Annotated in this window: 19 protein-coding genes; 9 read left to right on the forward strand and 10 right to left on the reverse strand. The window is 67.0% G+C overall.

All coding sequences use genetic code 11. The annotated features are described in order from the left end of the window. Positions 1 to 72: 72 nt before the first annotated feature. The 7 genes from benA to hrpA all read left to right on the forward strand — a co-directional run bounded on the left by benA (position 73) and on the right by hrpA (position 12,373). Entirely contained in the window at positions 73 to 1,446 is a 1,374-nt protein-coding gene (benA, locus tag RW112_RS01885; protein ID WP_317780167.1) for a benzoate 1,2-dioxygenase large subunit, read from the forward strand. Between the two features lie 27 nt (positions 1,447 to 1,473). Then, the gene (gene benB / locus RW112_RS01890; protein ID WP_317780168.1) at positions 1,474 to 2,034 is read left to right on the forward strand and encodes a benzoate 1,2-dioxygenase small subunit; all 561 of its coding nucleotides are present in this window, start codon (positions 1,474 to 1,476) and stop codon (positions 2,032 to 2,034) included. A 31-nt stretch (positions 2,035 to 2,065) separates the two neighbouring features. Beyond that, positions 2,066 to 3,118, forward strand: a complete 1,053-nt coding sequence (gene benC, locus RW112_RS01895) for a benzoate 1,2-dioxygenase electron transfer component BenC (RefSeq protein ID WP_317780169.1) — start codon at positions 2,066 to 2,068, stop codon at positions 3,116 to 3,118. Beyond that, on the forward strand, positions 3,115 to 3,936 hold the full coding sequence (locus RW112_RS01900; RefSeq protein ID WP_317780170.1) for a 1,6-dihydroxycyclohexa-2,4-diene-1-carboxylate dehydrogenase: 822 nt from the start codon (positions 3,115 to 3,117) through the stop codon (positions 3,934 to 3,936). The genes benC and RW112_RS01900 overlap by 4 nt, the downstream gene beginning before the upstream one ends. Positions 3,937 to 4,059: 123 nt before the next feature. Beyond that, positions 4,060 to 5,505: an aromatic acid/H+ symport family MFS transporter gene (locus tag RW112_RS01905; protein ID WP_317780171.1), complete on the forward strand. Its 1,446-nt coding sequence runs from the start codon at positions 4,060 to 4,062 to the stop codon at positions 5,503 to 5,505. A 24-nt stretch (positions 5,506 to 5,529) separates the two neighbouring features. After that, complete coding sequence (locus tag RW112_RS01910) at positions 5,530 to 8,355, forward strand: helix-turn-helix transcriptional regulator (RefSeq protein WP_317780172.1); 2,826 nt, start codon at positions 5,530 to 5,532, stop codon at positions 8,353 to 8,355. A gap of 49 nt (positions 8,356 to 8,404) precedes the next feature. Beyond that, the gene (gene hrpA, locus RW112_RS01915) at positions 8,405 to 12,373 is read left to right on the forward strand and encodes an ATP-dependent RNA helicase HrpA (RefSeq protein ID WP_317780173.1); all 3,969 of its coding nucleotides are present in this window, start codon (positions 8,405 to 8,407) and stop codon (positions 12,371 to 12,373) included. Positions 12,374 to 12,437: 64 nt separating this feature from the next. On the opposite strand, the gene RW112_RS01920 is transcribed toward hrpA, so the two are convergent. The 3 genes from RW112_RS01920 to RW112_RS01930 form a co-directional block, all read right to left on the reverse strand. Further along, complete coding sequence (locus RW112_RS01920; RefSeq protein ID WP_305941508.1) at positions 12,438 to 12,866, reverse strand: HIT family protein; 429 nt, start codon at positions 12,864 to 12,866, stop codon at positions 12,438 to 12,440. Beyond that, positions 12,863 to 14,029 (reverse strand): NAD(P)-dependent alcohol dehydrogenase, encoded by a 1,167-nt coding sequence (locus RW112_RS01925; protein WP_317780174.1) that lies wholly within the window; start codon positions 14,027 to 14,029, stop codon positions 12,863 to 12,865. The genes RW112_RS01920 and RW112_RS01925 overlap by 4 nt, the downstream gene beginning before the upstream one ends. Positions 14,030 to 14,092: 63 nt before the next feature. Then, entirely contained in the window at positions 14,093 to 14,929 is an 837-nt protein-coding gene (locus tag RW112_RS01930) for a sulfurtransferase (protein WP_317780175.1), read from the reverse strand. A gap of 110 nt (positions 14,930 to 15,039) precedes the next feature. Here RW112_RS01930 and RW112_RS01935 point away from each other — a divergent pair, with 110 nt between their 5' ends. Then, positions 15,040 to 16,134 (forward strand): PLP-dependent cysteine synthase family protein, encoded by a 1,095-nt coding sequence (locus RW112_RS01935; RefSeq protein ID WP_317780176.1) that lies wholly within the window; start codon positions 15,040 to 15,042, stop codon positions 16,132 to 16,134. Here the strand turns inward: RW112_RS01935 and RW112_RS01940 are convergent. Further along, complete coding sequence (locus tag RW112_RS01940) at positions 16,131 to 16,787, reverse strand: MBL fold metallo-hydrolase (RefSeq protein ID WP_317780177.1); 657 nt, start codon at positions 16,785 to 16,787, stop codon at positions 16,131 to 16,133. The genes RW112_RS01935 and RW112_RS01940 overlap by 4 nt on opposite strands. Before the next feature lie 108 nt (positions 16,788 to 16,895). Between RW112_RS01940 and RW112_RS01945 the strand changes: the two genes are divergently transcribed. After that, on the forward strand, positions 16,896 to 17,360 hold the full coding sequence (locus RW112_RS01945; RefSeq protein ID WP_317780812.1) for a Fur family transcriptional regulator: 465 nt from the start codon (positions 16,896 to 16,898) through the stop codon (positions 17,358 to 17,360). Positions 17,361 to 17,364: 4 nt separating this feature from the next. Here RW112_RS01945 and RW112_RS01950 read toward each other — a convergent pair whose 3' ends face one another. From RW112_RS01950 to RW112_RS01975, 6 genes are all read right to left on the reverse strand, one after another. Further along, entirely contained in the window at positions 17,365 to 18,246 is an 882-nt protein-coding gene (locus RW112_RS01950; RefSeq protein ID WP_317780178.1) for a metal ABC transporter permease, read from the reverse strand. Further along, on the reverse strand, positions 18,247 to 19,062 hold the full coding sequence (locus tag RW112_RS01955) for a metal ABC transporter ATP-binding protein (RefSeq protein WP_317780179.1): 816 nt from the start codon (positions 19,060 to 19,062) through the stop codon (positions 18,247 to 18,249). It abuts the gene before it with no gap. Positions 19,063 to 19,120: 58 nt separating this feature from the next. Next, positions 19,121 to 20,086, reverse strand: a complete 966-nt coding sequence (locus tag RW112_RS01960; RefSeq protein ID WP_317780180.1) for a metal ABC transporter solute-binding protein, Zn/Mn family — start codon at positions 20,084 to 20,086, stop codon at positions 19,121 to 19,123. Positions 20,087 to 20,198: 112 nt separating this feature from the next. Further along, complete coding sequence (locus tag RW112_RS01965) at positions 20,199 to 21,269, reverse strand: hemolysin family protein (RefSeq protein WP_317780181.1); 1,071 nt, start codon at positions 21,267 to 21,269, stop codon at positions 20,199 to 20,201. Then, a complete protein-coding gene (locus tag RW112_RS01970) occupies positions 21,266 to 22,603 on the reverse strand; it encodes a hemolysin family protein (RefSeq protein WP_317780182.1) in 1,338 nt (445 codons plus the stop codon). The genes RW112_RS01965 and RW112_RS01970 overlap by 4 nt, the downstream gene beginning before the upstream one ends. Positions 22,604 to 22,975: 372 nt before the next feature. Then, a complete protein-coding gene (locus RW112_RS01975; protein WP_317780183.1) occupies positions 22,976 to 24,457 on the reverse strand; it encodes a GuaB1 family IMP dehydrogenase-related protein in 1,482 nt (493 codons plus the stop codon). Positions 24,458 to 24,655 lie beyond the last annotated feature (198 nt).

Below are 24,655 nucleotides of genomic sequence, written 5' to 3' on the forward strand. Positions count from 1 at the left end.
CATTCGGCGGTCCGCCCGGGCAGTGCTGCCCGGCGATCCGGGCAACGCGGCCCGAAACTGATAGGAGCCAACATGACAGAGACCCTGGCGGGCATCCGAGCCCACCTCGACCAGGCCTTGGTGGAAGACCACGAAAACGGCGTGTACCGGGCCAATCGCAGTATCTTCACCGACGAAGACCTGTTTGAGCTCGAAATGAAGCACATCTTCGAAGGCAACTGGGTGTACCTGGCGCACGACAGCCAGATCCCCAACATCGGCGACTACTTCACCACCTACATCGGCCGCCAGCCGATCATCATCTCCCGTGACAAGCAGGGCGGACTCAACGCCCTCATCAACGCGTGCAGCCACCGCGGCGCCATGCTCTGCCGGCGCAAGACGGACAACCGCACCACGTTCACGTGCCCGTTCCACGGCTGGACCTTCAACAACACCGGCAAACTGCTCAAGGTCAAGGACCCCCGCGAAGCCGGGTACCCGGAGCAGTTCAACAAGGAAGGTTCGCACGACCTCACCAAGGTTGCCAGGTTCGAAAGCTACCGGGGCTTCCTGTTCGGCAGCATCAACCCGGACGTGAAACCGCTGGAAGAGCACCTCGGCGAATCGACAAAAATCATCGACATGATCGTGGACCAGTCCCCGGATGGCCTGGAAGTCCTCCGCGGCGCCTCCAGCTACACCTACGACGGCAACTGGAAGCTGCAGGCCGAAAACGGCGCCGACGGCTACCACGTGTCGGCGACGCACTGGAACTACGCCGCCACCACTGCCCGGCGCACCACCGGCGAGTCCGCCAACGAAACCAAGAACATGGACGCCGGCGGCTGGGCCAAGCAGAAGGGCGGCTACTACTCCTTCGATCACGGCCACCTGCTGCTCTGGACAGAATGGCTTGACCCGAGCAACCGGCCACTGTTCGACCGCCGCGCCGAGCTCGTGGAGAAGTACGGCGAGGCCAAGGCGGACTGGATGATCAACATCTCCCGCAACCTCTGCCTCTACCCGAATGTGTACCTGATGGACCAGTTCGGCTCGCAGATCCGGCACTTCCGTCCCATATCCGTGGACAAGACCGAAGTGACCATCTACTGCATCGCACCCAAGGGCGAAAGCGACGAAGCGCGGGCCAACCGCATCCGTCAGTACGAGGACTTCTTCAACGCCTCGGGCATGGCCACCCCGGATGACCTTGAGGAATTCCGCTCCTGCCAGAAGACCTACCTCGCCACCGCAGCACCGTGGAACGACCTCAGCCGCGGCGTGACCCACCAGATCACAGGACCCGACGCCAACGCGGACAGCATCGGGCTCAAGCCGATTTCCAGCGGAGCCCGGACCGAGGACGAAGGCCTCTACCCCATCCAGCACGGCTACTGGGTGGACACCATGCGCAGGGCTGCAGCGGTCGAAGAAGCAACAGCAGAAGCATCGGCCCGGAACTAGGCCCGCACGGAGCACGAGGAGAACACCATGACACAAACCTTTGACATCGACGCGCCGGCCGCAGGCACCGCCGCGGCAATCACCGACGCAGCCGCGGGCCCGGCCGGCCTTGAGGACATCCGCGCCTTCCTTTACCGCGAAGCGCGGTTCCTGGATGACCGCGAGTTCGACAGGTGGCTGGACTGCTACCACCCCGAGGCGGAATTCTGGATGCCGGCCTGGGCTGACGACGACCAGCTGACCAGCGACCCCCAGCGCGAGATTTCGCTGATCTACTACCCCAACCGGGGCGGACTGGAGGACCGGGTCTTCCGCATCAAGACGGACCGGTCCAGCGCCACGAGCCTGCCCGAACCCCGGACAGGCCACAACATCGCAAACGTCGAGGTCCTCGGATGGCGCGGAAACGAAGTGGATGTCCGCTTCAACTGGCACACCCTCTACTACCGGTACCAGAACATCGATCCCTACTTCGGTACGTCGTTCTACACCATCGACTACGCCGGCACGCAGCCCGTCATCACCAAGAAGAAGGTCGTCCTCAAGAACGACTACATCCACCACGTCGTGGATATCTACCACATCTAGCCTCCACCCCACGACTGGAATCGAGTCCCCCATGAGTTATCAAATTGCCCTCAGTTTCGAGGACGGCGTGACCCGTTTCGTCACGGCTAACCCGAACGAAACCGTGGCTGACGCTGCATACAAGTCCCGCATCAACATCCCCTTTGACTGCCGGGACGGCGCCTGCGGAACGTGCAAGGCCTTCTGCGAATCCGGAAAGTACGACGGCGGCGACTACATCGACGAGGCCCTCACCGAGGATGAAGCCGAGAAGGGCTTCTGCCTTCCGTGCCAGATGGTTCCGGAAAGCGACCTGGTCCTTCAGGTGGCCGGTACGTCCGAGATGGCCAAGGTCGGCGCCACGACGTTTGAGGCAACGGTCAAGGAACTGACCTGGTTTGCGGATAACACCGCCGCCCTCACGCTCACCGTGGAGAACCGGGGGGAACTGAAGTTCCTCCCGGGCCAGTACATGAACTTCGCGGTGCCCGGTACCGCGGCCACCCGCTCCTATTCCTTCAGCAGCGGCCCCTCCGCCGAGGACCTCCGGTTCCTCATCCGCACGGCTCCCGACGGCGCCATGACCACCTATCTCAAGGAGCGCGCCGCCGTCGGGGACACCATCCCCCTCACGGGTCCCATGGGCAGCTTCTTCCTGCGGGACATCAGGCGGCCGGTGCTCATGCTGGCCGGCGGCACCGGAATCGCGCCCCTGCTGTCCATGCTTGAGAAGATCGCCACCGGCCTGGAGGAGCCACCGGCCCATCCCGTCCACCTGGCCTACGGCGTCACCTTCGACAAGGACCTCGTGGAACTGGACAAGCTCCGGCAGTACTCCGCGGCCATCGAAAATTTCACCTTCGACTTCTGCGTGGCTGACCCGGACAGCACCGCCGGCAACAAGGGCTACGTGACCCAGTACATCACCGCAGCGCAACTGAACGACGGCGACGTCGACGTCTACCTGTGCGGCCCGCCCGCCATGGTGGACGCCGTCCGCAAATACTGGGACGCCCAGGGCATCACGCCCGCCAACTTCTATTACGAGCGCTTTGCCGTGGGCAGCACCGCCGCCGCCCCCGCACTCTCGGGAGCTGTCGCTTGAACCCGGGCAGCCCCGAACACGGCGCCGCCCGGGCCATCAGCCCGGGCCGGTTTGCCGGCAAAGTGGTGGTGGTGACAGGGGCCGCCCAGGGCATCGGGCGGGCTGTCGCCGCGCGCGTCGCCGCCGAAGGAGCAGAGGCTGTCCTGGTGGACCGGTCAGAACTGGTCCATGAAGCCGCCGGACAGATCGCGGAGAACGGCGGTTCCACGTCCGCCGTCACCGCTGACCTGGAAACCTACGCAGGCGCCGCGGCCGCCATCGGTGGGGCACTGGCACGGCACGGGCGCATCGACGTCCTGATCAACAACGTGGGCGGAACCATCTGGGCCAAGCCGTTCGAACACTACGAGCCGGAGCAGATCAGCCTGGAGATCCAGCGCTCGCTGTTCCCCACGCTGTGGACCTGCCGGGCCGTCCTGCCGCACATGATCAGCCAACAGGGCGGCGTGATCGTCAACGTCGCCTCGGTGGCCACACGCGGCGTCAACCGCGTGCCGTACGCCGCGGCCAAGGGCGGTGTGAAGGCCATCACGGCCGCGCTGGCGCTCGAAGCCGCGCCACACGGAATCCGCGTGGTGGCAACCGCTCCGGGCGGCACCGAAGCACCGCCCCGCAGGGTGGCCCGCGGACCCCAGCCCGAGAGCGAGGCGGAGAAGGCATGGTACCGCCAGATCGTGGACCAGACCATCGACTCTTCACTGATGAAGCGGTACGGAACCCTGGACGAGCAGGCCGGCCCCATCGTGTTCCTCGCCTCGGACGAAGCCTCGTACATCACCGGCAGCGTCCTGGCCGTCGCCGGCGGCGACCTGGGCTGACCCGTACCCGGGCCGGCGCCGCCAGCGGCGGCGCCGGCCCCGCGACTCCCCACGTTCTCTGCAGCATCCCCGGCTACACCCCCGCCCGGCCGCAATGACGCGGCCCAAGCACTGGAGCCCCCTATGAACGTTCTGTCCGCATCCACGGATGCAACCCGCAAGAAAACCGTCCGCTGGGTCATAGCCATCGCCGCGGCCGCACTGCTTTTCGATGGCTATGACCTCGTGGTCTACGGCACCGTGGTCTCGTCACTGCTGCGGGACCCCACCCAGCTTGGCGCGCTGGACGCTGCCCAGGCCGGCGCGCTCGGCAGCTACGCGCTGATGGGCGTGATGGTGGGCGCCCTCACCGCCGGCGCCGTGGGTGATTTCCTGGGCCGCCGCAAGATGATGCTCATCAACATCGTCTGGTTCTCGCTGGGCATGGCCTTCACGGCCATGGCCACCAGCGTCCCGGCCTTCGGCATCCTCCGCTTCCTCACCGGGATCGGAGTCGGTGCCCTCGTGGCGACGGCGGGCGCCGTCGTCGCCGAATTCGCGCCGGCCGGAAAGCGCAACTTCTACAACGCGATCGTCTACTCCGGAGTCCCCGCCGGCGGGCTGATGGCGTCGTTGCTGGCCATCGTGCTGAACGGCGTGACTGACTGGCGGGGCCTGTTCATGATCGGCGCCCTCCCCTTGGTGATCCTGTTCCCGCTGGCGTGCCTCAAGCTGCCGGAATCCCCCCGCTGGCTCCTGGCCCGTGGACGCACCGAGGATGCCCACCGGTTGTCGGTAAAGACCGGCATACCGTTGCAGGACAAGGCAACCGAAGGCCCGGCATCGGATGCCGCGGCATCGTCCGGCACCGTGGCACCGCCCCCTGCCGTCGGCAAGGGCGGACGCGAGCTTGCCGGATTCGCCGCCCTCGCTACGGGCAACTACCGCACGCCCACCATTTTGCTCGGACTCATGAGTTTCTGCGGACTGCTCCTGACGTACGGCCTGAACACCTGGCTCCCCGAGATCATGGGGCAGCACGGCTACGGAAAGACGTACTCGCTCACCTTCCTCCTCGCGCTCAATGCCGGCGCGGTCATCGGCGGGCTCGTCGCTTCCCGGTCGGCTGACCGGTTCGGACCCCGCGCCGTTGTTGCCACCACGTTCGTCATCGCCGCCGCCGCTTTGGTCCTCCTGACCTTCGATTTCCCGTTGCCTGTCCTGCTGGTTGCCGTCGCCTTCGCCGGTGTGGGAAGCCTGGGCACGCAGGTGCTTGTGTACGGATTCGTCTCCAACTACTACCCCACTCCGGCGCGGGTTGCGGGCGTCGCATGGTGCGCAGGCTTCGGCCGGCTCGGCGGCATTTTCGGCCCGCTCGTGGGCGGCTTCCTGATCAGCGCCCGTGCACCCAGCCATGTGGCATTCATCGTCTTTGCCGCGGTGGCACTGGCTGGCGGCCTCGTCACCGTCTTCGTCCGCCGGCACCGGAACTCCGCTGCCGGGGTTGACGCTGCAGTGGTTGACGCTGCAGAAGTTGACGCTGCAATGACTGGCGCCGGCCCCCAGGGTTCGGGCCACCGGAGTGCGTGACGCCGTCGGATAATGTTAGGAACCATGCCTGACAACGACGCCGGACAGTTCCCGAGCGGGCGGACACGGCAGGGCCGGCACATGCTGGCCCTGCTGGATTCCGCCCGCTCCGGCGTGCCCACCCATGCTGTTGTCACCGGGGCCAGGGGCATGGGCAAGACAGCCCTGGTCCGGGCTTTCCTCGGGCATCCGGACGCTGCCCTGGAAAGCGCCGTTGTCCTCACGGCCGCCGGTGCCCTCTGGGAAAAACAGCGGGACTTCGGCGTGATCCAGCAGCTTCTCGCGCCGCACCCCGGCCTTGGCCAGGCCCCGGGCGGGACATCAGGCCCTGCGGACCCCGCCAACCGCCCCAGTGATGGTGTCCGGCACCACGGCGACATGCTCCTTGCCGCCTTCACCGCACTGGCAGCCAACGGCCGCCCGCTGATTGTCTGGCTGGACGACGCCCAACTGGCAGACGTTCCATCCCTCAAAGCACTGCTGTACGCGCTCCGCAGGGTGGGCCCGCTGCCGCTGCTGACCATTCTGTGCCTCGATCCGGAGGCGGACCCCGCAGAACCGGGTTCCGGGCTCACGGATCAGACCGGACTCACCGCGCTGCCCCGGGCAACCACCATCAAACTGGAGCCGCTGACGGCGGACGACATCACGGCAATGGGGCACGGCGGTACCGGCCCGGGACTCCCGGCGTCGGCGGCGCGCATGCTCGTGGAGCACACCGGGGGCAGCCCGGCGCTTATCCGCCCTTTGCTGGAGCAGTTTCCCGTTTCCGTCTGGTCCGCCGGCCCGGAAAGCCTGCCGGCATCCGCCGAGTGTGTTGCCTCCGTAGCGGCAACACTGCGCCGCCTGCCCTCGGACGCGGCTGCCCTGGCGGAGGCTGCAGCCGTCCTCGGTATACGGTCCCGGCTGGCTGATGCAGCGGAACTGGCCGGCGTTCCGGACGCCGTTGCCGCACTGGACCCGGCCCACGCCGCCGGCCTCCTCCGCGTCAGCATGACAGGCGCCGAAACGTGGCTGACCTTCCCGCTGCCTGTACTCCGCGCTGCCGTGTACGAGCAGCTCGGCCCGGCCCGCCGCACGTCGCTGCACTCGGCTGCCGCCGGCATCCTGGCCACGCCGGTCCAGCAGCTCAAGCACCGCGCCGCCGCCGCCCTGCTGCCCGATCCCGCCCTGGCGGCCGAACTGCAGGCCACGGCCGAAGGCTTTGCCGCCACCGGCGCCTGGCACCGGGCAGCCGACGCCTACGCCCAGGCGGCCCGGCTGAGCCCGCGGCCCGCGGAACGCGAAACACTCATGATCAGAGCCGTGGATGCCATGGTCGGAGCAGGGGCACTCCCCCGCGCTGCCGCAGCCCTGGACGCCCTGGAGTCGTTCGCCCCCGGCCCCCGCAGCGACGCGGTCAGGGGCTACCTGGCAATCCTCCGCGGCCGCCCCGCCCAGGCGGAAGCCCTCCTGCAGAAGGCCTGGACCGCCGTCGACCCCGCGTCCGGTGCGGACACGGCCGGCGGCATATGCCAGCGGCAGGTCCTGCACGCCCTGGCCCGTTTCCACGGGAAGGACCTCGTGATGTGGGCGGAGCGCGCCCGGCGGCATTCGTCCCCCGGAAGCCCGCCGGCAGTGGAGGCACAGGCCATTGAAGGACTAGGGCTCGGCGCCATGGGCCGTTATGCCGACGCCGACCGGAGCTACCAGGACGCGGACAGGTTCCCCGAGGCAGGTGCGCAACGCCAGCGGATCGACATGGGCAAAGGCTGGCTGCATCTCGCCCTGGACCGCGTCGAAGAGGCCCGGGCCGAGCTCGCGGGCGCGGTTCCCACTGAGTTCGCCCACGGGTCGCAGCGCATTTCGTTGTGGGCGCAAGGCTGGCTGGCGCGGGCGGACTTCGCACTGGGAGCCTGGGATGACGCGCTGCAGACCGTGGAGAACGCCGTCGCCCTGCAGGAGGAGTCCGGCATCGAGCTGCTGCGGCCGCTGCTGCACTGGAGCGGAGCCCAGATCCAGGCACTGCGCGGCAACTGGGACGCCGCGGAGCACCATCTGGAACGTGGTTCCGCCGGGGGCGACAGCTACGCCACCATGCTGTTGCCAGCCTGCCTTGCCCAGGCCCAGGTGGCTGAAACGAAGGCCGATTACGACGGCGTCATCCGCGCGCTGCTGCCGGTGCTGCGGATGCAGCGCGCCAACGGCATTGACGAACCGGGGTTCTGGCCGTGGCAGGACCACTACGCCAACGCCCTGGTGATGGTGGGCCGGGTGGCCGAGGCCGATGCTTTCCTCGTTCCGCACGAAGACCTGGCCCGCAGCCGGGGACACCGTTCCACACTGGCACGGCTCGCTTATGTCCGGGGCAGGATCCAGGCCGCCACCGGTGACCTGGAGGCCGCCCGCAGCACCTTCCAGGGCGGGCTCGCCCGGCTCGAGGGCCTGCCTTTGCCGTACGCGCGCGCCCGGGTCAAGTTCGCCTACGGCCAGTCGTTCCGCCGGGCAGGCAAGCGCAGGGAAGCAGCGGCCGTGCTCGCCGAAGCCCGTGAACTGTTCACCCTGCTGGGCGCCCAGGCGTATGTCGACCGCTGTTCCCGTGAGATGCGGGCCAGCGGAGTAAGTCCCGGGGGCGGCGGCCGGCTGGACGGGGGTCCGGCGCCGGGCACCGGGGACCTCACCGAGCAGGAGAAGGCCGTTGCCGCACTCGTGGCCTCCGGCCTGAGCAACAAGGAGGCCGCCGCGGAGCTCTATGTCTCGGTAAAAACCGTGCAGTACCACCTGACCCGGATCTACACCAAGCTTCGCATCACCTCACGCTCGGGGCTCGCGGCCGCGTACCTGGGCAGGCTGCCGGAGAACCTCACGTAGCGGCCGGGAACGCAGCGGACGGGCCCGCCGCAGTAGACTGTCTCCAGCCATGACTTTTCATATTTCCTACCCCGCCGAGCTGCCGGTCTCCGAGCGCCGCGAGGACCTGATGGCCGCCATCGCGGCCAACCAGGTGACCATCATTGCCGGCGAGACCGGCTCCGGCAAAACCACCCAGATTCCCAAAATGTGCCTCGAACTGGGCCTGGGCGACAACGGACTGATCGGCCACACCCAGCCGCGCCGGCTTGCTGCCCGCACCGTGGCCGAGCGCATCGCGGAGGAGCTCGGCGTCGAAATCGGCCAGGAAGTGGGCTTCCAGGTCCGCTTCACCGGCGAGGTCAGCCGGTCCACCAAGGTCAAGCTGATGACCGACGGCATCCTGCTGGCGGAGATCCAGCGCGACAAGCTGCTGCGCAAATACAACGCCATCATCATTGACGAAGCGCACGAGCGCAGCCTCAACATCGACTTCATCCTGGGCTACCTCAAGCGGATCCTGCCGCAGCGCCCGGACCTGAAGATCATCATCACCTCCGCCACCATCGATCCCGAACGGTTCGCCAAGCACTTCGGCACCGAGGACGAGCCGTCCCCTATCATCGAGGTGTCCGGCCGGACGTTCCCGGTGGAAATCCGGTACCGGCCGCTGTCCCAGCCGGCGGGCGGGGCCGCCGGCGACGATGATGATGCGGGGCCGGCGTCCGACGACGAGCTCGAAGAGGACCGCGACCCGCTCGACGCCGTCTGCGACGCCGTCGACGAACTGGCCCTCGAGGCGCCCGGCGACATCCTCATCTTCTTCTCCGGCGAGCGCGAAATCCGCGACGCCGCCGAAGCCCTCAACGCCCGCATCCAGTCGAACCGGCGGCTGGCCGGCACGGAGGTCCTTCCCCTCTTCGCCCGGCTGAGCCTGCAGGAACAGCACAAGGTGTTCCACCCCGGCAGCAAGCGGCGGATCGTGCTGGCAACGAACGTCGCCGAGACGTCGTTGACGGTGCCCGGCATCAAGTATGTCGTGGACACCGGCACGGCCCGCATCTCGCGGTACTCGCACCGGACCAAAGTGCAGCGGCTGCCGATCGAACGTGTGTCCCAGGCCTCGGCCAACCAGCGTTCCGGCCGCTGCGGCCGCGTGTCCGACGGCATCGCCATCCGGCTGTACTCGGAAGAGGACTACGAATCCCGGCCGCAGTTCACGGATCCCGAGATCCTGCGCACCAACCTCGCGGCCGTCATCCTTCAGATGACCGCCATGGGGGTGGCCCGCGGGCCCAAGGACGTGGAAAACTTCCCGTTTGTGGAGCCACCGGATTCACGCGCAATCAACGACGGCGTCACGCTCCTGCGCGAACTCGGCGCCCTGAGTGCCGCCCGGCCGCAAGGACAGGGCGACGGCGGCAGGAACGGCGGCGGACTGACCGCCGTCGGGCAGAAGCTGGCCCAGCTGCCAGTGGACCCCCGGCTCGGCCGGATGATTGTGGAGGCGGGCAAACGCGGCTGCGTCCGCGAGGTCATGATCCTCGCAGCAGCGCTGACCATCCAGGATCCGCGCGAGCGCCCTACCGACAAGCAGCAGCTCGCCGCGGAAAAGCACGCCCGCTTCCGGGACGAGAATTCGGACTTCACCGGCTTCCTGAACCTGTGGAACTACCTTCAGGAAAAGCAGCAGGAACTCTCCTCCACGCAGTTCCGGCGCCTGTGCCGGACCGAGTTCATCAACTACCTCCGGGTGCGGGAATGGCAGGACCTCTTCGCCCAGCTCCGCCAGCTCGCCCGGCCGCTGGGGATCAGCCTCGACAACAAGCGCCTCGCCGATCCGGTAGGCAACCACGACGGCATCCACATCAGCCTGCTCTCCGGCCTGCTCAGCCACATCGGCATCCTCGACGAACGCAAGCGCGAATACGCCGGCGCCCGCGGCAGCCGCTTCGCGATCTTCCCGGGCTCGGCGCTGTTCAAGAAGTCCCCCACCTTCGTGATGGCCGCGGAACTGGTGGAAACGAGCCGGCTGTGGGCCCGTGTGGCCGCGAAGTTCGACCCCCTCTGGGCCGAGCAGGTGGCCCCGGACCTGGTCAAGCGAAGCTACAGCGAACCGCACTGGTCCAAGAAGATGGGCTCGGTGATGGCCCATGAGAAGGTCACCCTGTACGGCGTGCCCATCATTCCCAGCCGCCGGATCAACTACGGCAAGGTGGAGCCGGAGCTGTGCCGCGAACTGTTCATCCGGCACGCGCTCGTCGAGGGTGACTGGCAGACCCACCACAAGTTCTTCCACCGCAACCGCGCACTGCTCCACGAGGTTGAGGAGCTCGAGGCCCGGATGCGGCGCCGGGACATCCTGGTGGACGACGAGACGCTCTTCGAGTTCTACGACGCCCGGATCGGCCGGGACGTGGTGTCCGAGCGGCACTTCGACAAGTGGTGGAAGGACGCGCGCCAGCAGGATCCTGCGCTGCTCGACTTCGACCAGTCCCTGCTGATCAGCGAGGACGCCGATGCCCTGGATGATTCGGCCTACCCGAAAACCTGGCTGCACAAGGGCTTCGAACTGCCGCTGAGCTATGAGTTCCATCCGGTTGCGCCCGGCTCGCCGCCGAATCCGTCCGACGGCGTCACCGCCGAGGTCCCGGTGCTCTTCCTTAACCAGCTCGACGACGCCGCCTTCCGCTGGCTCATTCCGGGCCAGCGCGTGGAGCTGGTGACTGCCCTGATCAAGTCGCTGCCCAAGCAGATCCGGAAGAACTTCGTCCCGGCCCCGGACGTTGCACGGCAGGCCGTTGCAGCCCTCGAGGCGGACTTCGATCCCGCGACCGACGATCTCGAACCCTCGCTGGAACTGGTCCTGCGCCGGATCCGCGGGCAGGTCATTCCGCCGGGATCCTGGAACTGGGATGCGGTGCCTCCGCACCTCCGGGTGAGTTTCCGCGTGGTTGATTCCAAGGGCAAGACCCTGGATGAGGGCAAGGACCTGGCTGCACTGCAGGAACGGCTTGCCCCGGCCACCCGGCGGGCCATCGCCGAGTCGCTGGGCGCCACCCCGGGCACGACGGCCCCCAAGGGCCCGAAGGGCGGGCAGCCCGCCACTTTGCCCGGGAAGACCGGCGGTGTCAGCCCCTCGCAGGACGGTGCTGCTGCACCCGGGTTCGCGGAGAAGACCGGCCTGACGGACTGGACCTTCGGGACCCTGCAGCGCCAGGTCCAGGGCATGGTGAAAGGACATACCGTCACCGGTTACCCCGCCCTGGTCGATGAAGGCACCTCCGTAGCCCTCCGGCTGTTCCAGACGAGCTCAGAACAGGAGCAGGCCATGCGCGGCGGCGTCATCCGCCTCCTCGCACTGAAGGTCCCCGCGCCGGACCGCTACGTCCTGGAACACCTGAACAACACCGAGAAGCTCACGTTCAGCCAAAACCCGCACGGCTCGGTGTCGGCCCTGGTCGCCGACTGCGCGCTGGCCGCGATCGACAAGCTCACGCCGGCCGAACTGCCGTGGGACGAGGCGTCCTTCAAAGCCCTGTACGAGCAAGTCCGGGCCGACCTGATCGACACGGTGTTCACGGTCACCGCCGTCGTGGAGCGGATCCTGGCCAGCACGCGCCGGATCGAAAAGCAGCTCAAGGGCACCACCAGCCTTGCCCTGATCAGCGCCCTCAACGATGTGAAGAGCCAGCTCGAACAACTCGTCTTCCCGGGCTTTGTGGCACGCACGGGCTACGCCCAGCTCAGCCAGTTGCCCCGCTACCTGGCCGCGATCGAGAAACGGCTGGAGAAGCTTCCCGGCAACGTCCAGCGGGACGCCCTGCACATGGCCGCGGTACAGGCCCTGGAAGACGACTACGACGATGCCGTCTCGGCGCTGCTGCCCGGGCGCCGTGCGGGAGCTGAGTTAACGCAGGTGCGCTGGATGATCGAAGAACTGCGGGTGAGCTTCTTCGCCGTCGAGCTCGGAACAGCCTATTCGGTCTCAGAGAAGCGGATCCGCGCGGTCCTGAACAAAGCCCTCGCCCCGGCGTAGCGTCCCGAAGGGAACCACACCGGTCCACGCCGGCCCGGGGCCGGAACCTCAGGCGGCGGGAACCTCAGGCGGCCGGAACGTGGTCGCCGTGCCCGGCCTGGCGGAGCCCTTCGCGGAGTTTTTCGGCGTTGGCGTCCAGCCGTGCGGGATCCGGGTTGTGGTCCACCGAACCGAAGTCGTAGTCAGCCATGGAAGTGGATGGCCACACGTGAACGTGGAGGTGGTTGACCTCGTAGCCCGCCACGATGAGCCCGGCCCGTGCGGCATCAAACACGTCCACCTGGACCGCACCGATCTTCTGCGCCACCTCCATCACCCGGGCGAGCAGCGCGGGCGGGGCGTCGGTCCAGCGGTCAACTTCTTCAGTGGGAACCACCAGCGCGTGGCCGTCGGCAAGCGGGCCCATGGTCAGGAACGCCACCACGTCCTCGTCGCGCCAGACGAACCGTCCGGGGATCTCGCCGTTGATGATCTTGGTGAAAACGGTGCTCATGCGTCTGCCTTTTCCGATGGGGTCCCGAGGGTACTGGTGTCCAGGACAAAACGATACTTGACGTCCCCCGCCACCATGCGGTCATACGCCTCGTTCAGCTGCCCGGCGTCCACCATCTCGATGTCGGAGACCACACCGTGTTCGGCGCAGAAGTCCAGCATTTCCTGGGTTTCGGCGATTCCGCCGATCAGGGATCCGGCATAGGCGATCCGGCGCCGGATCAGTGCCCCCGGATTGACCGGCGGCATGCCGCCTGAGGGCAGTCCCAGCTGGAAGAGCGCCCCGTCCCGGCGGAGGGTCCGGAAGTACGGGTTCAGGTCGTGCGGGGCCGCCACGGTGTCGATGATGACGTCGATACTCCGGCTGGCAGCTGCCATGGCCGCATCGTCGCGCGAGAGGATGACGCCGTCGGCGCCAAGCCCGTGCGCTGCGGCAACCTTGGATTCCGAGGTGGTGAACACCTTCACCTCGGCCCCCATGGCTTTGGCGAGCTTCACGGCCATGTGGCCCAGTCCGCCCAGGCCCACCACCCCCACAACGTCCCCGGCTTCGACGCCGAAGTGCCGCAGCGGTGAGTACGTGGTGATGCCGGCGCAGAGGAGCGGCGCGGCGGCCGCCGGATCAAGGTTTTCCGGAACCCGCAGCACGTAGCGGCGGTCCACTACCACGGACGTGGCGTAGCCGCCCTGGGTGACGGCGTCACCGTTGCGGGCGTCCACGGCTCCGTACGTGCCGGTCATGCCGCTTTCGCAGTATTGCTCCAGGCCGTCCAGGCAACTGTCGCACTCGCGGCAGGAATCCACGATGCAGCCCACGCCCACGAGGTCACCCGGCGCAAAGTCGTCGACGGCGGCACCGACGCGGCTGACGCGGCCCACGATTTCATGGCCGGGCACCAGCGGATATTTCGGTGCGCCCCACTCGCCGCGCGTTGCGTGCACGTCCGAATGGCAGAGGCCGCAGAACTCAATGGCGATCTCGACGTCGTCGTCCTTGGGGGCACGGCGGGCGACGGTCAGCGGAACCAGGCCGCTGTCTGCGGCTGTGGCCCCGTAGGCTGCGGCGAGCCGCGGCGCAGTCGAGGGTGCAGGCTGCGCTGTGCCTTGCGGCGTGCCGGGGAGCGGCTTGGCGAGGGGCGGCGGTACGGGGCGTCCGGGAGTCATGCTCCGACGCTACCCCCGCCGGCATCCGGTGATCCAATCGGCGCTGTTCCCGTCGGAGCAGGGCTACGGGGCCGCTCCCGTGGCCACTTCGTTGGCGGGGTCATTGGACCATTGCGAAAAGGAGCCGGGATACAGCGCGGCCGGAAAACCGGCGATTTCCAGGGCGGCGATTTCGTGCGCCGCCGTGACGCCGGAGCCGCAGTAGACAGCCGTGGGCACGTCCGGCCGCACGCCGAGGGCGATGAAACGGTCCCGCAGTTCCGCCGGGGGCAGGAACCGCCCGTCGCTTCCGATGTTCCCGGCCGTGGGTGCACTGACAGCGCCCGGGATGTGTCCCGCCCGCGGATCCACCGGCTCGATCTCGCCGCGGTAGCGTTCCCCCGCCCGGGCGTCCAGCAGGACCCCGCGCTCCGCCCACTGCCCGGCCTGGGCTGCGTCAATGACGGGCATCCCGCCGTCCGTCAGCGTCACGTCACCCAGCGATGCCTGCTCAAGGCCGCCTTCCATGGCGTATCCCGCCGCCCGCCAGGCTGACAGGCCGCCGTCGAGCAGGAAGACGTTGGAAAAACCGGCGTTGCGCAGCATCCACCACAGCCTTGCGGCGGCGGTGCCGCCGGTGTCGTCATAGGCAACCACGACGTCGTTGTCCCGGATTCCCCAGCAGCGCGCCGATTCCTGGAACTGCGGCAGCGGCGGCAAGGGGTGCCTGCCCGCGCCCGGATCCGCGGGGCCGGCCAGGCTCGTGGGCAGGTCCACGTAGACAGCGCCGGGTATATGGGCCTCAAGGTAGTGCTCGCGGCCGTGGGGATCGCCCAGCGCCCAGCGCACATCCAACAGAACGGTGCGCTTGCCGGAGGTCATCCGGTGGTTCAGCGCGGACACGTCCATCAGGGGGTTCATCAAATCTCCTTTGGTTCGGATGACGGGCCGGCAGCCCGCGCCTGAATGCGGACGGACAGCAGGTTCCCACTGTAGCGGTGGCGGCTTCCTGTCCCGGGTAGGCTGAATCGGTGAACAGAGTGGGTAAGCGTGCGGGCAGCCAGGACCGCGCCTGGGCAGATGAAGCCGTCCGAAGGATCAACGCCGAAAACAACAGGTCCGCGGACACGCACCTTTATTCGGTCCCCCTCCCGGAGCACTGGGGCGTCCAGCTGTACCTGAAGGACGAATCCACGCACCGCTCCGGCAGCCTGAAACACCGGCTCGCCCGCTCGCTGTTCCTGTTCGGCCTTGTCAACGGCTGGATACGGGAAGACACCACCATCGTGGAGGCGTCCAGCGGCAGCACGGCCGTCTCCGAGGCCTACTTTGCCCAGCTCCTCGGCCTGCCGTTCATCGCCGTGATGACCCGCACTACGAGCCCGGAGAAGATCGCCCTGATCGAACAGTTCGGCGGGTCCTGCCTCCTGGTGGAACACGCTTCCGAGGTGTACTCCGCCGCAGAGGAGGTCGCGCGGACCACGCGCGGTCATTACATGGACCAGTTCACCTACGCCGAGCGGGCCACGGACTGGCGCGGCAACAACAACATCGCCGAGTCCATCTTCCAGCAGCTGGCCCTTGAAGAGCACCCGGTCCCCCGGTGGATTGTGGTGGGCGCCGGCACCGGCGGCACCAGCGCCACCATCGGCAGGTACCTGCGCTACCACCGCCATGACACTCAGCTCGCCGTCGTGGATCCGGAGAACTCCGCTTTCTACCCGGGGTGGAGGGACGACGTGGCCGGCTTCAGCACCGGGATGCCGTCACGCATCGAAGGCATCGGGCGGCCGCGGATGGAGCCCAGCTTTATCCCCGCCGTGATCGACCACATGATCCAGGTACCCGATGCGGCTTCTGTGGCCGCCATGCGGCATTTGTGGAACCTGGCCGGGTTGCACGCCGGCCCGTCCACCGGAACCAACCTCTGGGGTGTGTGGCAGCTGATCGCCGGGATGGTGGCGGAGGGCCGGCGGGGCAGCGTCGTTTCGCTGATGTGCGACGCCGGGGACCGGTATGCCGGCAGCTACTACGACGAGCAGTGGCTGGAGGCCCGCGGCCTGGACCCGAAGCCACATGAGGCAGCCATCCGGGATTTCTTCGAGACCGGAACCTGGCCGGCCTAGAGTTCCACCGAATCTCCGCTGGAGAGGTGCGCGTATTCGGTGCCGTACTTGGCTCCCAGCCGCTTCACGTGGCCCTCGATGAGGCCAAGTCCAGTTTCGTTGAGCAGGGCGTCGTGGATAGGGAACGCCCTGGGGGCGCGGACACCAATGACGAAGTCCACCACCTCCCCCACTTTGTTCCAGGGCGCGTGTACCGGGACCAGGAGGGTCCGGACCCCGATGCCGTCGGGAATCACGAACGAGTCACCGGGGTGGTACACGTTGGAGTCGACCAGGTACCCGATGTTGGCCACCACGGGAATCTGCGGGTGGATCAGCGCGTGCTGCCCGCCGAAGGCCTGGACCTCGAACCCGGCGGCCGTGAACGCCGAGCCCGGCTCGACGTCGCGGATCCGGGAATCGGCAAACGGCGCCTCGGACCGCAGTGTTGCCGCCACCCCGGCCGGGGCAAAAACCAGGAGCGATTCGTTGCCGCGCAACGCTGACACCACCGCCGGTACATCGATGTGGTCGCCGTGCTCGTGGGTGACCAGCACGGCCCTGGCGGAGTCGAGGGCCTGGCCCGTTTCGGAGAACGTGCCGGGATCTATCACCAGCGCCTGGCCGTCTTTCTCGAGCCGGACACAGGCGTGGGTGTATTTGGTCAGCTTCATGATGCCAGCCTAGGTGCGGCCGCGCGGCAGTGTCCACGAACCCGCTTCCCAACTCCCGGCTGGTAATCTTGGACATTGCCCACACCCCTTAGGGAAGCGAGACAATCCATGGCCCACGGCGCCAAAGCCGACGGCACCAAGCTCTCCACACCGGCTTCCGCCGGCGGCAGGGAGCAGCGTGTCACCAAGCAGCGACTGGCGGTGAGCGCCGCCCTGGACGACCTGGACGACTTCGTCAGCACGCAGGAGCTTTACCGGATGTTGCAGAACCAGGGCACCTCCGTGTCGCTGGCCACGGCCTACCGGATCCTGCAGTCGCTCGCCGACGACGGGCTGGTGGATGTCCTGCGCAACGGCGAGGGCGAGGCCGTCTACCGGAGGTGCGCCGTCACCGGCCACCACCACCACCTGCTGTGCCGGAACTGCGGCAAGGCCGTGGAAGTGGAAGCTCCCGCCGTCGAGACCTGGGCTGCGCGGACTGCCGCGGAACACGGCTACACAGAAGTGGCGCATACCGTGGAGATCTACGGCCTGTGCCCGGACTGCACCGCACGCAAGGCCGCCGCAGGCTGACGGGCTATGAAGCTGCTGCCGGGAGGACTCGCCCGTTGAGGCCCCGCCCGGCGCGTATCCCGCCGACGATCCGGCACACAACGTAAATCAGGAATGACAGGGTGGTCACATAGGGGCTGATCGGAATCCGTCCGCCCAGGGCAAGCATGATGCCGCCCACTGTCGCGGTGACAGCGAAGGCGACGCTAAGGATCACCACAAGCCGCGGCGAGGAAGTCACGCGGAGCGCCGCGGCGGCCGGCGTGATCAGCAGCGCGAGCACCAGGAGGGCCCCCACCACCTGGATGGACAGCGCCACACTGACGCCCAGCAACACCATGAAAGCGATGCCCAGCGTCCGCACGGGCACGCCCCGCGCTTCCGCCACTTCCGGGTCCACGCTCGCAAAAGTGAGCGGCCGCCAGATGGCCGCCAAAGCGATCATCACCACCACCGCAGCCGTGGCCAGCACCTGCAGCTGGACTGTGTCGACGGACACGATCTGTCCCGTCAGCAGGCCGAACTTGTTGGAGGCCCTACCTTCGTAAAGGGACAGGAAAAGGATGCCGAGGCCGAGCCCGAAAGGCATGATCACGCCGATGATGGAATTCTTGTCCCGGGCACGGACGCCCATGACGCCCAGGAGAAGCGCCGCGAGCACCGAACCGATCAGGGAGCCGAACACGATGTCGGCTCCGATCAGCAGCGCAAAAGCAGCCCCGGCGAAGGAAAGCTCGGAGATGCCGTGGACCGCGAAAGCGAGGTCCCGTTTCATCACGAAGGTGCCCATGAGCCCGCCGAGCAGGCCGAGCACTGCCCCTGCCCAGATGGAGTTCTGGACGAGCGCCAGCAGTTCGCCGTAGTTGTCGAAATTGAAGATGGAACCCAGGATGCTGTCCAAATCCACTTAGCCCACCTCCCCCGCCACTGAATGCGCGTCCTCGTGGTGGTGGGTGGCGCCCTCCGGCAGCCCCACCACGATCAACCGGCCGTTGGCGCGGATCACTTCGACCCGGCTGCCGTAGAGCCCCGACAGTACTTCCGTGGTCATCACGTCGGCGGGCCTGCCCACCCGGAACCGTCCGCCCGCAAGGTAGAGGACGCGGTCCACATAGTCGATGATCGGATTTATTTCGTGCGTGACGAAGACAACGGCGCTGTCCCGGGTGCGGCATTGCTCGTTGATCAATGCACTGACGGCCTGCTGGTGCTGGAGGTCCAGGGAAAGCAGCGGTTCGTCGCACAGCAGGACCTGCGGATCGGCGGCCAGCGACTGGGCCACCCTCAGCCGCTGCTGTTCGCCGCCGGAGAGCTGTCCCACCGGGACGTTGGCGTAGTCGGAGGCTCCCACGAGATCGAGCAGCTCATCGATCCTCCGGTTGGCCTTGGCACCGCCCAGCCGGAGCCCCCAGCGGTGGCCGTCGACGCCCAGCCCCACGAGGTCGCGGGCACGCAGGGGCGTCTCCGGCGCGAAGGATTTCTGCTGCGGAATGTAGCCGATGAGGCTGCTGCCGCGTTCCACAGGGCGGCCGCCGAGCGTAGCCGTCCCGGAGTGGAGTTCCTGCAGGCCCAGAAGGACTTTCAGGAGCGTGGTCTTGCCGCTGCCATTCGGGCCGAGGACCGCAAAGAACTCGCCGGGATTGATATCGAGGTCCAGGTCCTCCCACAGTGTCCGTTGGCCGAACTTCAGGGTGGCTCCACGGAGGCTCACTACCGGTTTCAACGTTCTTTATCCTCGATTCATTCGGGGCGGATCGCCCCCACCATCTTAGGACTGCCGGTTAGTTTCCCAGGGCCTGCTTGATGCTGTCCACGTTGCCGCTCATCCACTCTACGTAGGTTTTTCCTTCAGGGAGGGTTTCACTGAAGTCCAGCACGGGAACGCCCGAAGCTTCGGCTGCTTTCCGGAGGGCCTGCGTCTGCGGACTTTCCGTCTGCGTGTTGTACGCCAGGAACTTGATGTCCTTCGAACCGGCCAGTTCCGTGGCTTCCTTGAGGACCGCCGGCGGCACATCGGCGTCTTCCTCGACGGCGGCCGTGTAGTCCGCGGGAGTCTTGTTGACCAGCCCGGCGGCCTCGAGCAGGTACAGCGGCACCGGTTCGGTGACGGCGACGGGTGCCTGGGCGGCCGTCGCGGCCAGCCCGGCAACCTGGCTGTTCAGCCCGGCAATCTCCTCTTTGAACGAGTCGGCGTTGGCCTGGAAGGCTGTTGCGGACGACGGCTCCAGCGCGGTGAGCCTGGCTTCGACGGCATCCGCCAGTTTGGTCATGGCGTCCAGGTTGTACCAGACGTGCTCGTTGAGGCCTCCGTGGTCGGAGTGGTCGTCGGGCTCGGTGGCCTCGGCTGTGGATGCGGCGGCCGGTTCCTCTTCGGGCGCGAGCCCGGACACTTCGACGGCGCTGATGATGTTGTCGTGCTCCACGTTGCTGTCCTCGGCCAGCTTGTGGAGGAAGTCGTCGTAGCCGCCGCCGTTTTCGACAACCAGCCGGGCCTTGGATACCGCGAGTTTGTCCTGGGTGGTGGCCTCATAGGAATGCGGGTCCTGGCTGGCCTTGGTAATGAGCGCCTTAACGTTCACTTTGTCGCCGCCGATTTCCCGGACGATGTCACCGTAGACGTTCGTGGAGGTGACCACCTCGATGGTGCCGGTTTCGGCCTGCTGGCCGCCCGCCGTCGTACTGCAGGCTGACAGCAGCAGGCTCAGGCCGGCAAGGGCGGTGGCGGAAAAGACGGCGGAACGGCGCACGGAAGGACCTCGGATCTGGATATCGGGACGTGCCTGATGAGAATCAGGAGCATTAGCAACACAACGAGTGTAGCCCTAAATAGGAATGATTCCTATTTAGGGCTACAGCGTCCTACTCGCCGTCCGGCTGGCCGAGCCTGCGGATGCCCTTCGCCTGGGTGGCGTCGCGGATTTCGCCGACGAGCTGCTCGATGACGTCTTCCAGGAACAGCACGCCCCTGGTGTTGCCGTCGGGCCCGATGACGCGCGCCAGGTGTGAACCGGTGCGCTGCATCACGGACATGGCCTTTTCGATCTCGTCATCCATGGAAAGGTTTGCCAGCGACCTGATCCGGCTCTCGGCAATCGGGTGTTCGTACCCTGCTTCCGGGATGGACAGCACGTCCTTGATGTGGAGGTAGCCGGAGAGCATGCCGTCCTCGTCCATCATCGGGAACCGGGAGAACCCGGTCCGGCTGACAGCCTTTTCGAACTCGACCGGCGTGGTGGGCGTCTTCATCATGACCAGTTTGTCGAGCGGCACCATGATGTTGGACGCCGTGTACTCGGAGAATTCCAGCGCACCGGTGATCAGGCCGGCGTCGTCATCCACCAGACCGTGCCGGGTGGATTCCTGCACGATCGACTGGACCTCCTCCAGTGTGAACGAGGAGTTGACTTCGTCCTTTGGCTCGATCCGGAGCAGGCGCAGGATGTGGTTCGCGGACCAGTTGAGGGCTACGATCACCGGGTTCACGAGCCGCGCAATGAACATCAGCGGCGGAGCCAGCAGCAGGGCTGCCTTGTCCGCAACGGACACCGAGATGTTCTTGGGCACCATCTCCCCGAACGTCACGTGCAGGAAGGTCACCACCAAAAGGGCCACGGTAAAGGCCACCACATCGGCCAGTTCCATCGGCATGCCGACAGCCTCCAGCGGTACGGCCATCAGGTGGTGGATGGCCGGTTCGGCCACCTGCAGGATCAGCAGGGAGCAGACCGTGATGCCCAACTGGGCGCACGCAAGCATGAGGGACACGTTTTCCATGGCCCGCAGCGTGGTTTGCGCCCGCATGGAGCCTGCCTCCGCCAGCGGCTCGATCTGGCTCCGCCGGGCGGACATCACGGCGAATTCCGCCGCCACGAAGAAGGCATTGCCGATTAGCAGGATGACCAGCCAGAAGATTCCCACCCAGTCGCTCATGCCGCACCCCCCTGGCCGGCAACTTGCTCTTGTCCCCGGACCGGAGACGGCTTGAAGCAGATCCGGTCGATCCGGCGTCCGTCCATGCGGGTGACGCTCAGCGTGCCCCCGCCGACGTCCACCTTGTCTCCCACGGCGGCGATCCGACCGAGCTGGCTCATGACGTAGCCGCCGACTGTCTCGTAGGCAGACTCATCGGGCACCGTGAGTCCGGGAATCTGCTCGGACAGCTCATCCGGGCGCAGGAGGCCGGGGAAGTACCAGTCGCCGGACGCGCTCTGGAGCAGTCCGGGCCGCACTTTGTCGTGTTCATCGGCGACTTCCCCGACGATTTCCTCCACGAGGTCCTCCAGGGTGGCAATTCCCGCCGTGCCGCCATATTCATCCAGCACAACGGCCAGCTGCATGTTTCCTTCGCGCAGTTCGGCCAGCAAGGCATCAAGGTGGATGGTTTCGGGAACCCTGAGGACGTCCGTCATGATCGCGCCCGCCTCGAGGTTGGGGCGCCGGTCCGACGGGACGGCGATCGCCTTCTTGACGTGGACCAAACCGCGGATGTCGTCGGCGGACTCGCCGACCACCGGGAAGCGTGAATATCCGGTCCGCCGGGCGGCGTCGACAATGTCCGAGACCGGCTGCTCGGCGCTGATGGTCTCCAGCCGGATCCTGGGGGTCATCACGTCGGCGGCCGTCCGGCCGGAGAACTTGAGCGTGCGGGCGATGAAGTTGGCCGTTCCGGGGTCCAGTGTTCCCATGGCGGCGGAGCGCCGGACCAGGGATGCCAGTTCGGCCGGTGTCCGCGCACCCGAGATCTCCTCCTTGGCTTCGAGTCCGAAGACGTTCAGCACCTTGTTGGAGAAGCCGTTCAGCACAATGATGGCCGGCTTGAAGATGGCCGTGAACACCAGTTGGGGACGGGCCACGGCCTTGCCGATCGGCAAGGACAGCGCAATGGCCATGTTCTTGGGAACCAGCTCGCCGATCAGCATGGACAGCAGGGTGGCGATGGTCATCGCCATCACCAGGGAAACCGAAGCCGCTGCCGCTTCCGGAACTCCGGCCGCTGTCAGCGGCCCTTCCAGCAGCTTTCCTACGGACGGCTCCATGACGTAACCGGTCAGCAGGGTGGTCAGGGTGATGCCGAGCTGGCAGCTCGACAGCTGGGTGGACAGCGATTTGAGGCACTTGAGCAGGGGGACGGCCGCGGCGTCGCCGCTGTCGACGGCCCGCTGGACCGTGGCCTGGTCGAGGGCGACGAGGGAGAATTCAACGGCGACGAAGAAGCCCGTGCCGAGGATGAGCAGGATGCCTGCTCCAAGGAGTAACCATTCCATCAGCGGCCGGCCTCCGGCCGTCCGGGGAAGGGGATCCCTGGCCCTCGGTCAGAAGGCACTGCCGAAGCGTGTGCCCGTAAGTCCGGGAGAGGGAAAGGGGTGTTGGCGGGAAAACCGCCCGGCGGAGGATGGTCGGCCGGTGCCGACCCTTTTTCCTGGAAGGCTGCGGCGTGTACTGCTGCAGAATGATGGGCGCGTGAACGGGGTTTGCCGGCTCTGCGGGTGGACTGCGGGGAGCTGGTGTTCATGCTCCGCTGACAGCCCCCAGGCCGGCACCTAGATTTACTGTCCATAAGAATTTCAGTCTACAGGAGCAGGTGTAGCGTCCAGCAGCGGCACGGAGCCGCCGACCAGCTCCCCTGCCAGCGTTCGCTACCAGCTCTGCGGCACGGGCCGGCCCTCCTCATAACCGGCAGCTGACTGGATTCCCGCCACGGCACGCTCACGGAATCCGGCCAGGTCCGCGGCGCCGGCGTAGCTCATGGAACTCCGGAGACCCGCCGTGATCATGTCCACCAGATCCTCGACGCCCGGGCGCGCGGGGTCCAGGTACATCCGCGAGGTGGAGATGCCTTCTTCGAAGAGTGCCTTGCGGTCCTTTTCAAAAGCGCCTTCGCGCTGGTTCCGGTTCTGCACGGCCCTGGCTGAGGCCATGCCGAAGCTCTCCTTATATAAGCGGCCGTTGGCGTCCGGCTGCAGGTCCCCCGGGCTTTCGTGCGTCCCTGCGAACCAGGAGCCGATCATGACCTGGCTGGCACCTGCCGCCAGCGCCAGGGCCACATCCCGCGGATACCGCACACCGCCGTCGGCCCAGATCCGCCCACCCGCGGCGCGCGCCGCGGCGGCGCACTCCAGCACGGCGGAGAGCTGGGGACGGCCCACGGCGGTCATCATGCGAGTGGTGCACATGGCCCCCGGACCGACGCCCACCTTGACGATGTTCGCCCCTGCCTGGATCAGTTCCCGGGTGGCATCCGCCGTCACAACGTTGCCGGCCACGAGGGGAACCGCGGGATCCAGGCCCCGGACCGCCGCCAGGGCGTCGAACATCTTCTGCTGGTGCCCGTGGGCGGTATCGATCACAAGGACATCGACGCCGGCGGCCAGCAGTTCAGCTGCCCGGCCCGCCACGTCGCCGTTAATTCCGACGGCGGCCGCTACCTTGAGCTTTCCCGCCGCATCGAGCAGGGGCCGGTAGATGGTTGAACGAAGCGCGCCTTTGCGGGTCAGGACCCCCGCCAGGGAACCGCCGACCTGCACGGGCGCGAAATCCGTGCCTGCGGCGTCCATGGCCTCGAAGGCGTTCCGCAGGGAAGCATGGCGGGCGCCGGAGCCTGTGCCAGCCCCGGCTTCGGTCCCGGCGCCGAACGCTGACGCATCCAGCACCAGGGTCTGCCGCATGACCGAGGCGAGCGACGCAAAACGGTCCTGCCCCTCACAGTCCGCCGCGCGGACAACTCCGACTACCTTGCCGGCGTCATCCACCACGGCAACCGCCCCGTGCGGCCGTTTGCCCATCAGGTGAAGGGCATCAATGACGGTTTCCGAGGCCAGCAGGCTCACCGGAGTCTCAAGAACGGTATGGCGCGACTTGATCCAGGCGGTGACTTCCCGGAGCACGTCGAGCGGAACGTCCTGCGGCAGGACGGCCAGCCCTCCGCGACGGGCCATGGTCTCGGCCATGCGCTTGCCGGTCACGGCCGTCATGTTGGCCACCACCAGCGGGATGGACGCCCCGGTGCCGTCGTCGGCGGAGAGATCGACATCCAGCCGCGACGTAACATCCGATCGCGAGGGCACCAGGAAGGCGTCCGAGTAGGTCAGGTCAGTGGACGGTTCACTCAAAAAACGCACGGCTGCTCCTCGTCGAAAATAGGGTCCCCAGTGCGAGTCTAGGCGAGAGCGCGGCCCCAAGCGGGACAGCGCCGAGGGCCGTTCCGGGGCCTGATTCGTACAAGTGTTTCGCCGCTACATGATTTGGGTCACCCTTATTGGCAGTTAACAGAGAATCCTCACTAGACTGGCAAAGGTCTGAGTTCACAGGACGCAGAG

Source organism: Arthrobacter sp. B10-11 (assembly GCF_033142195.1).
Taxonomy (GTDB): domain Bacteria; phylum Actinomycetota; class Actinomycetes; order Actinomycetales; family Micrococcaceae; genus Arthrobacter; species Arthrobacter oryzae_C.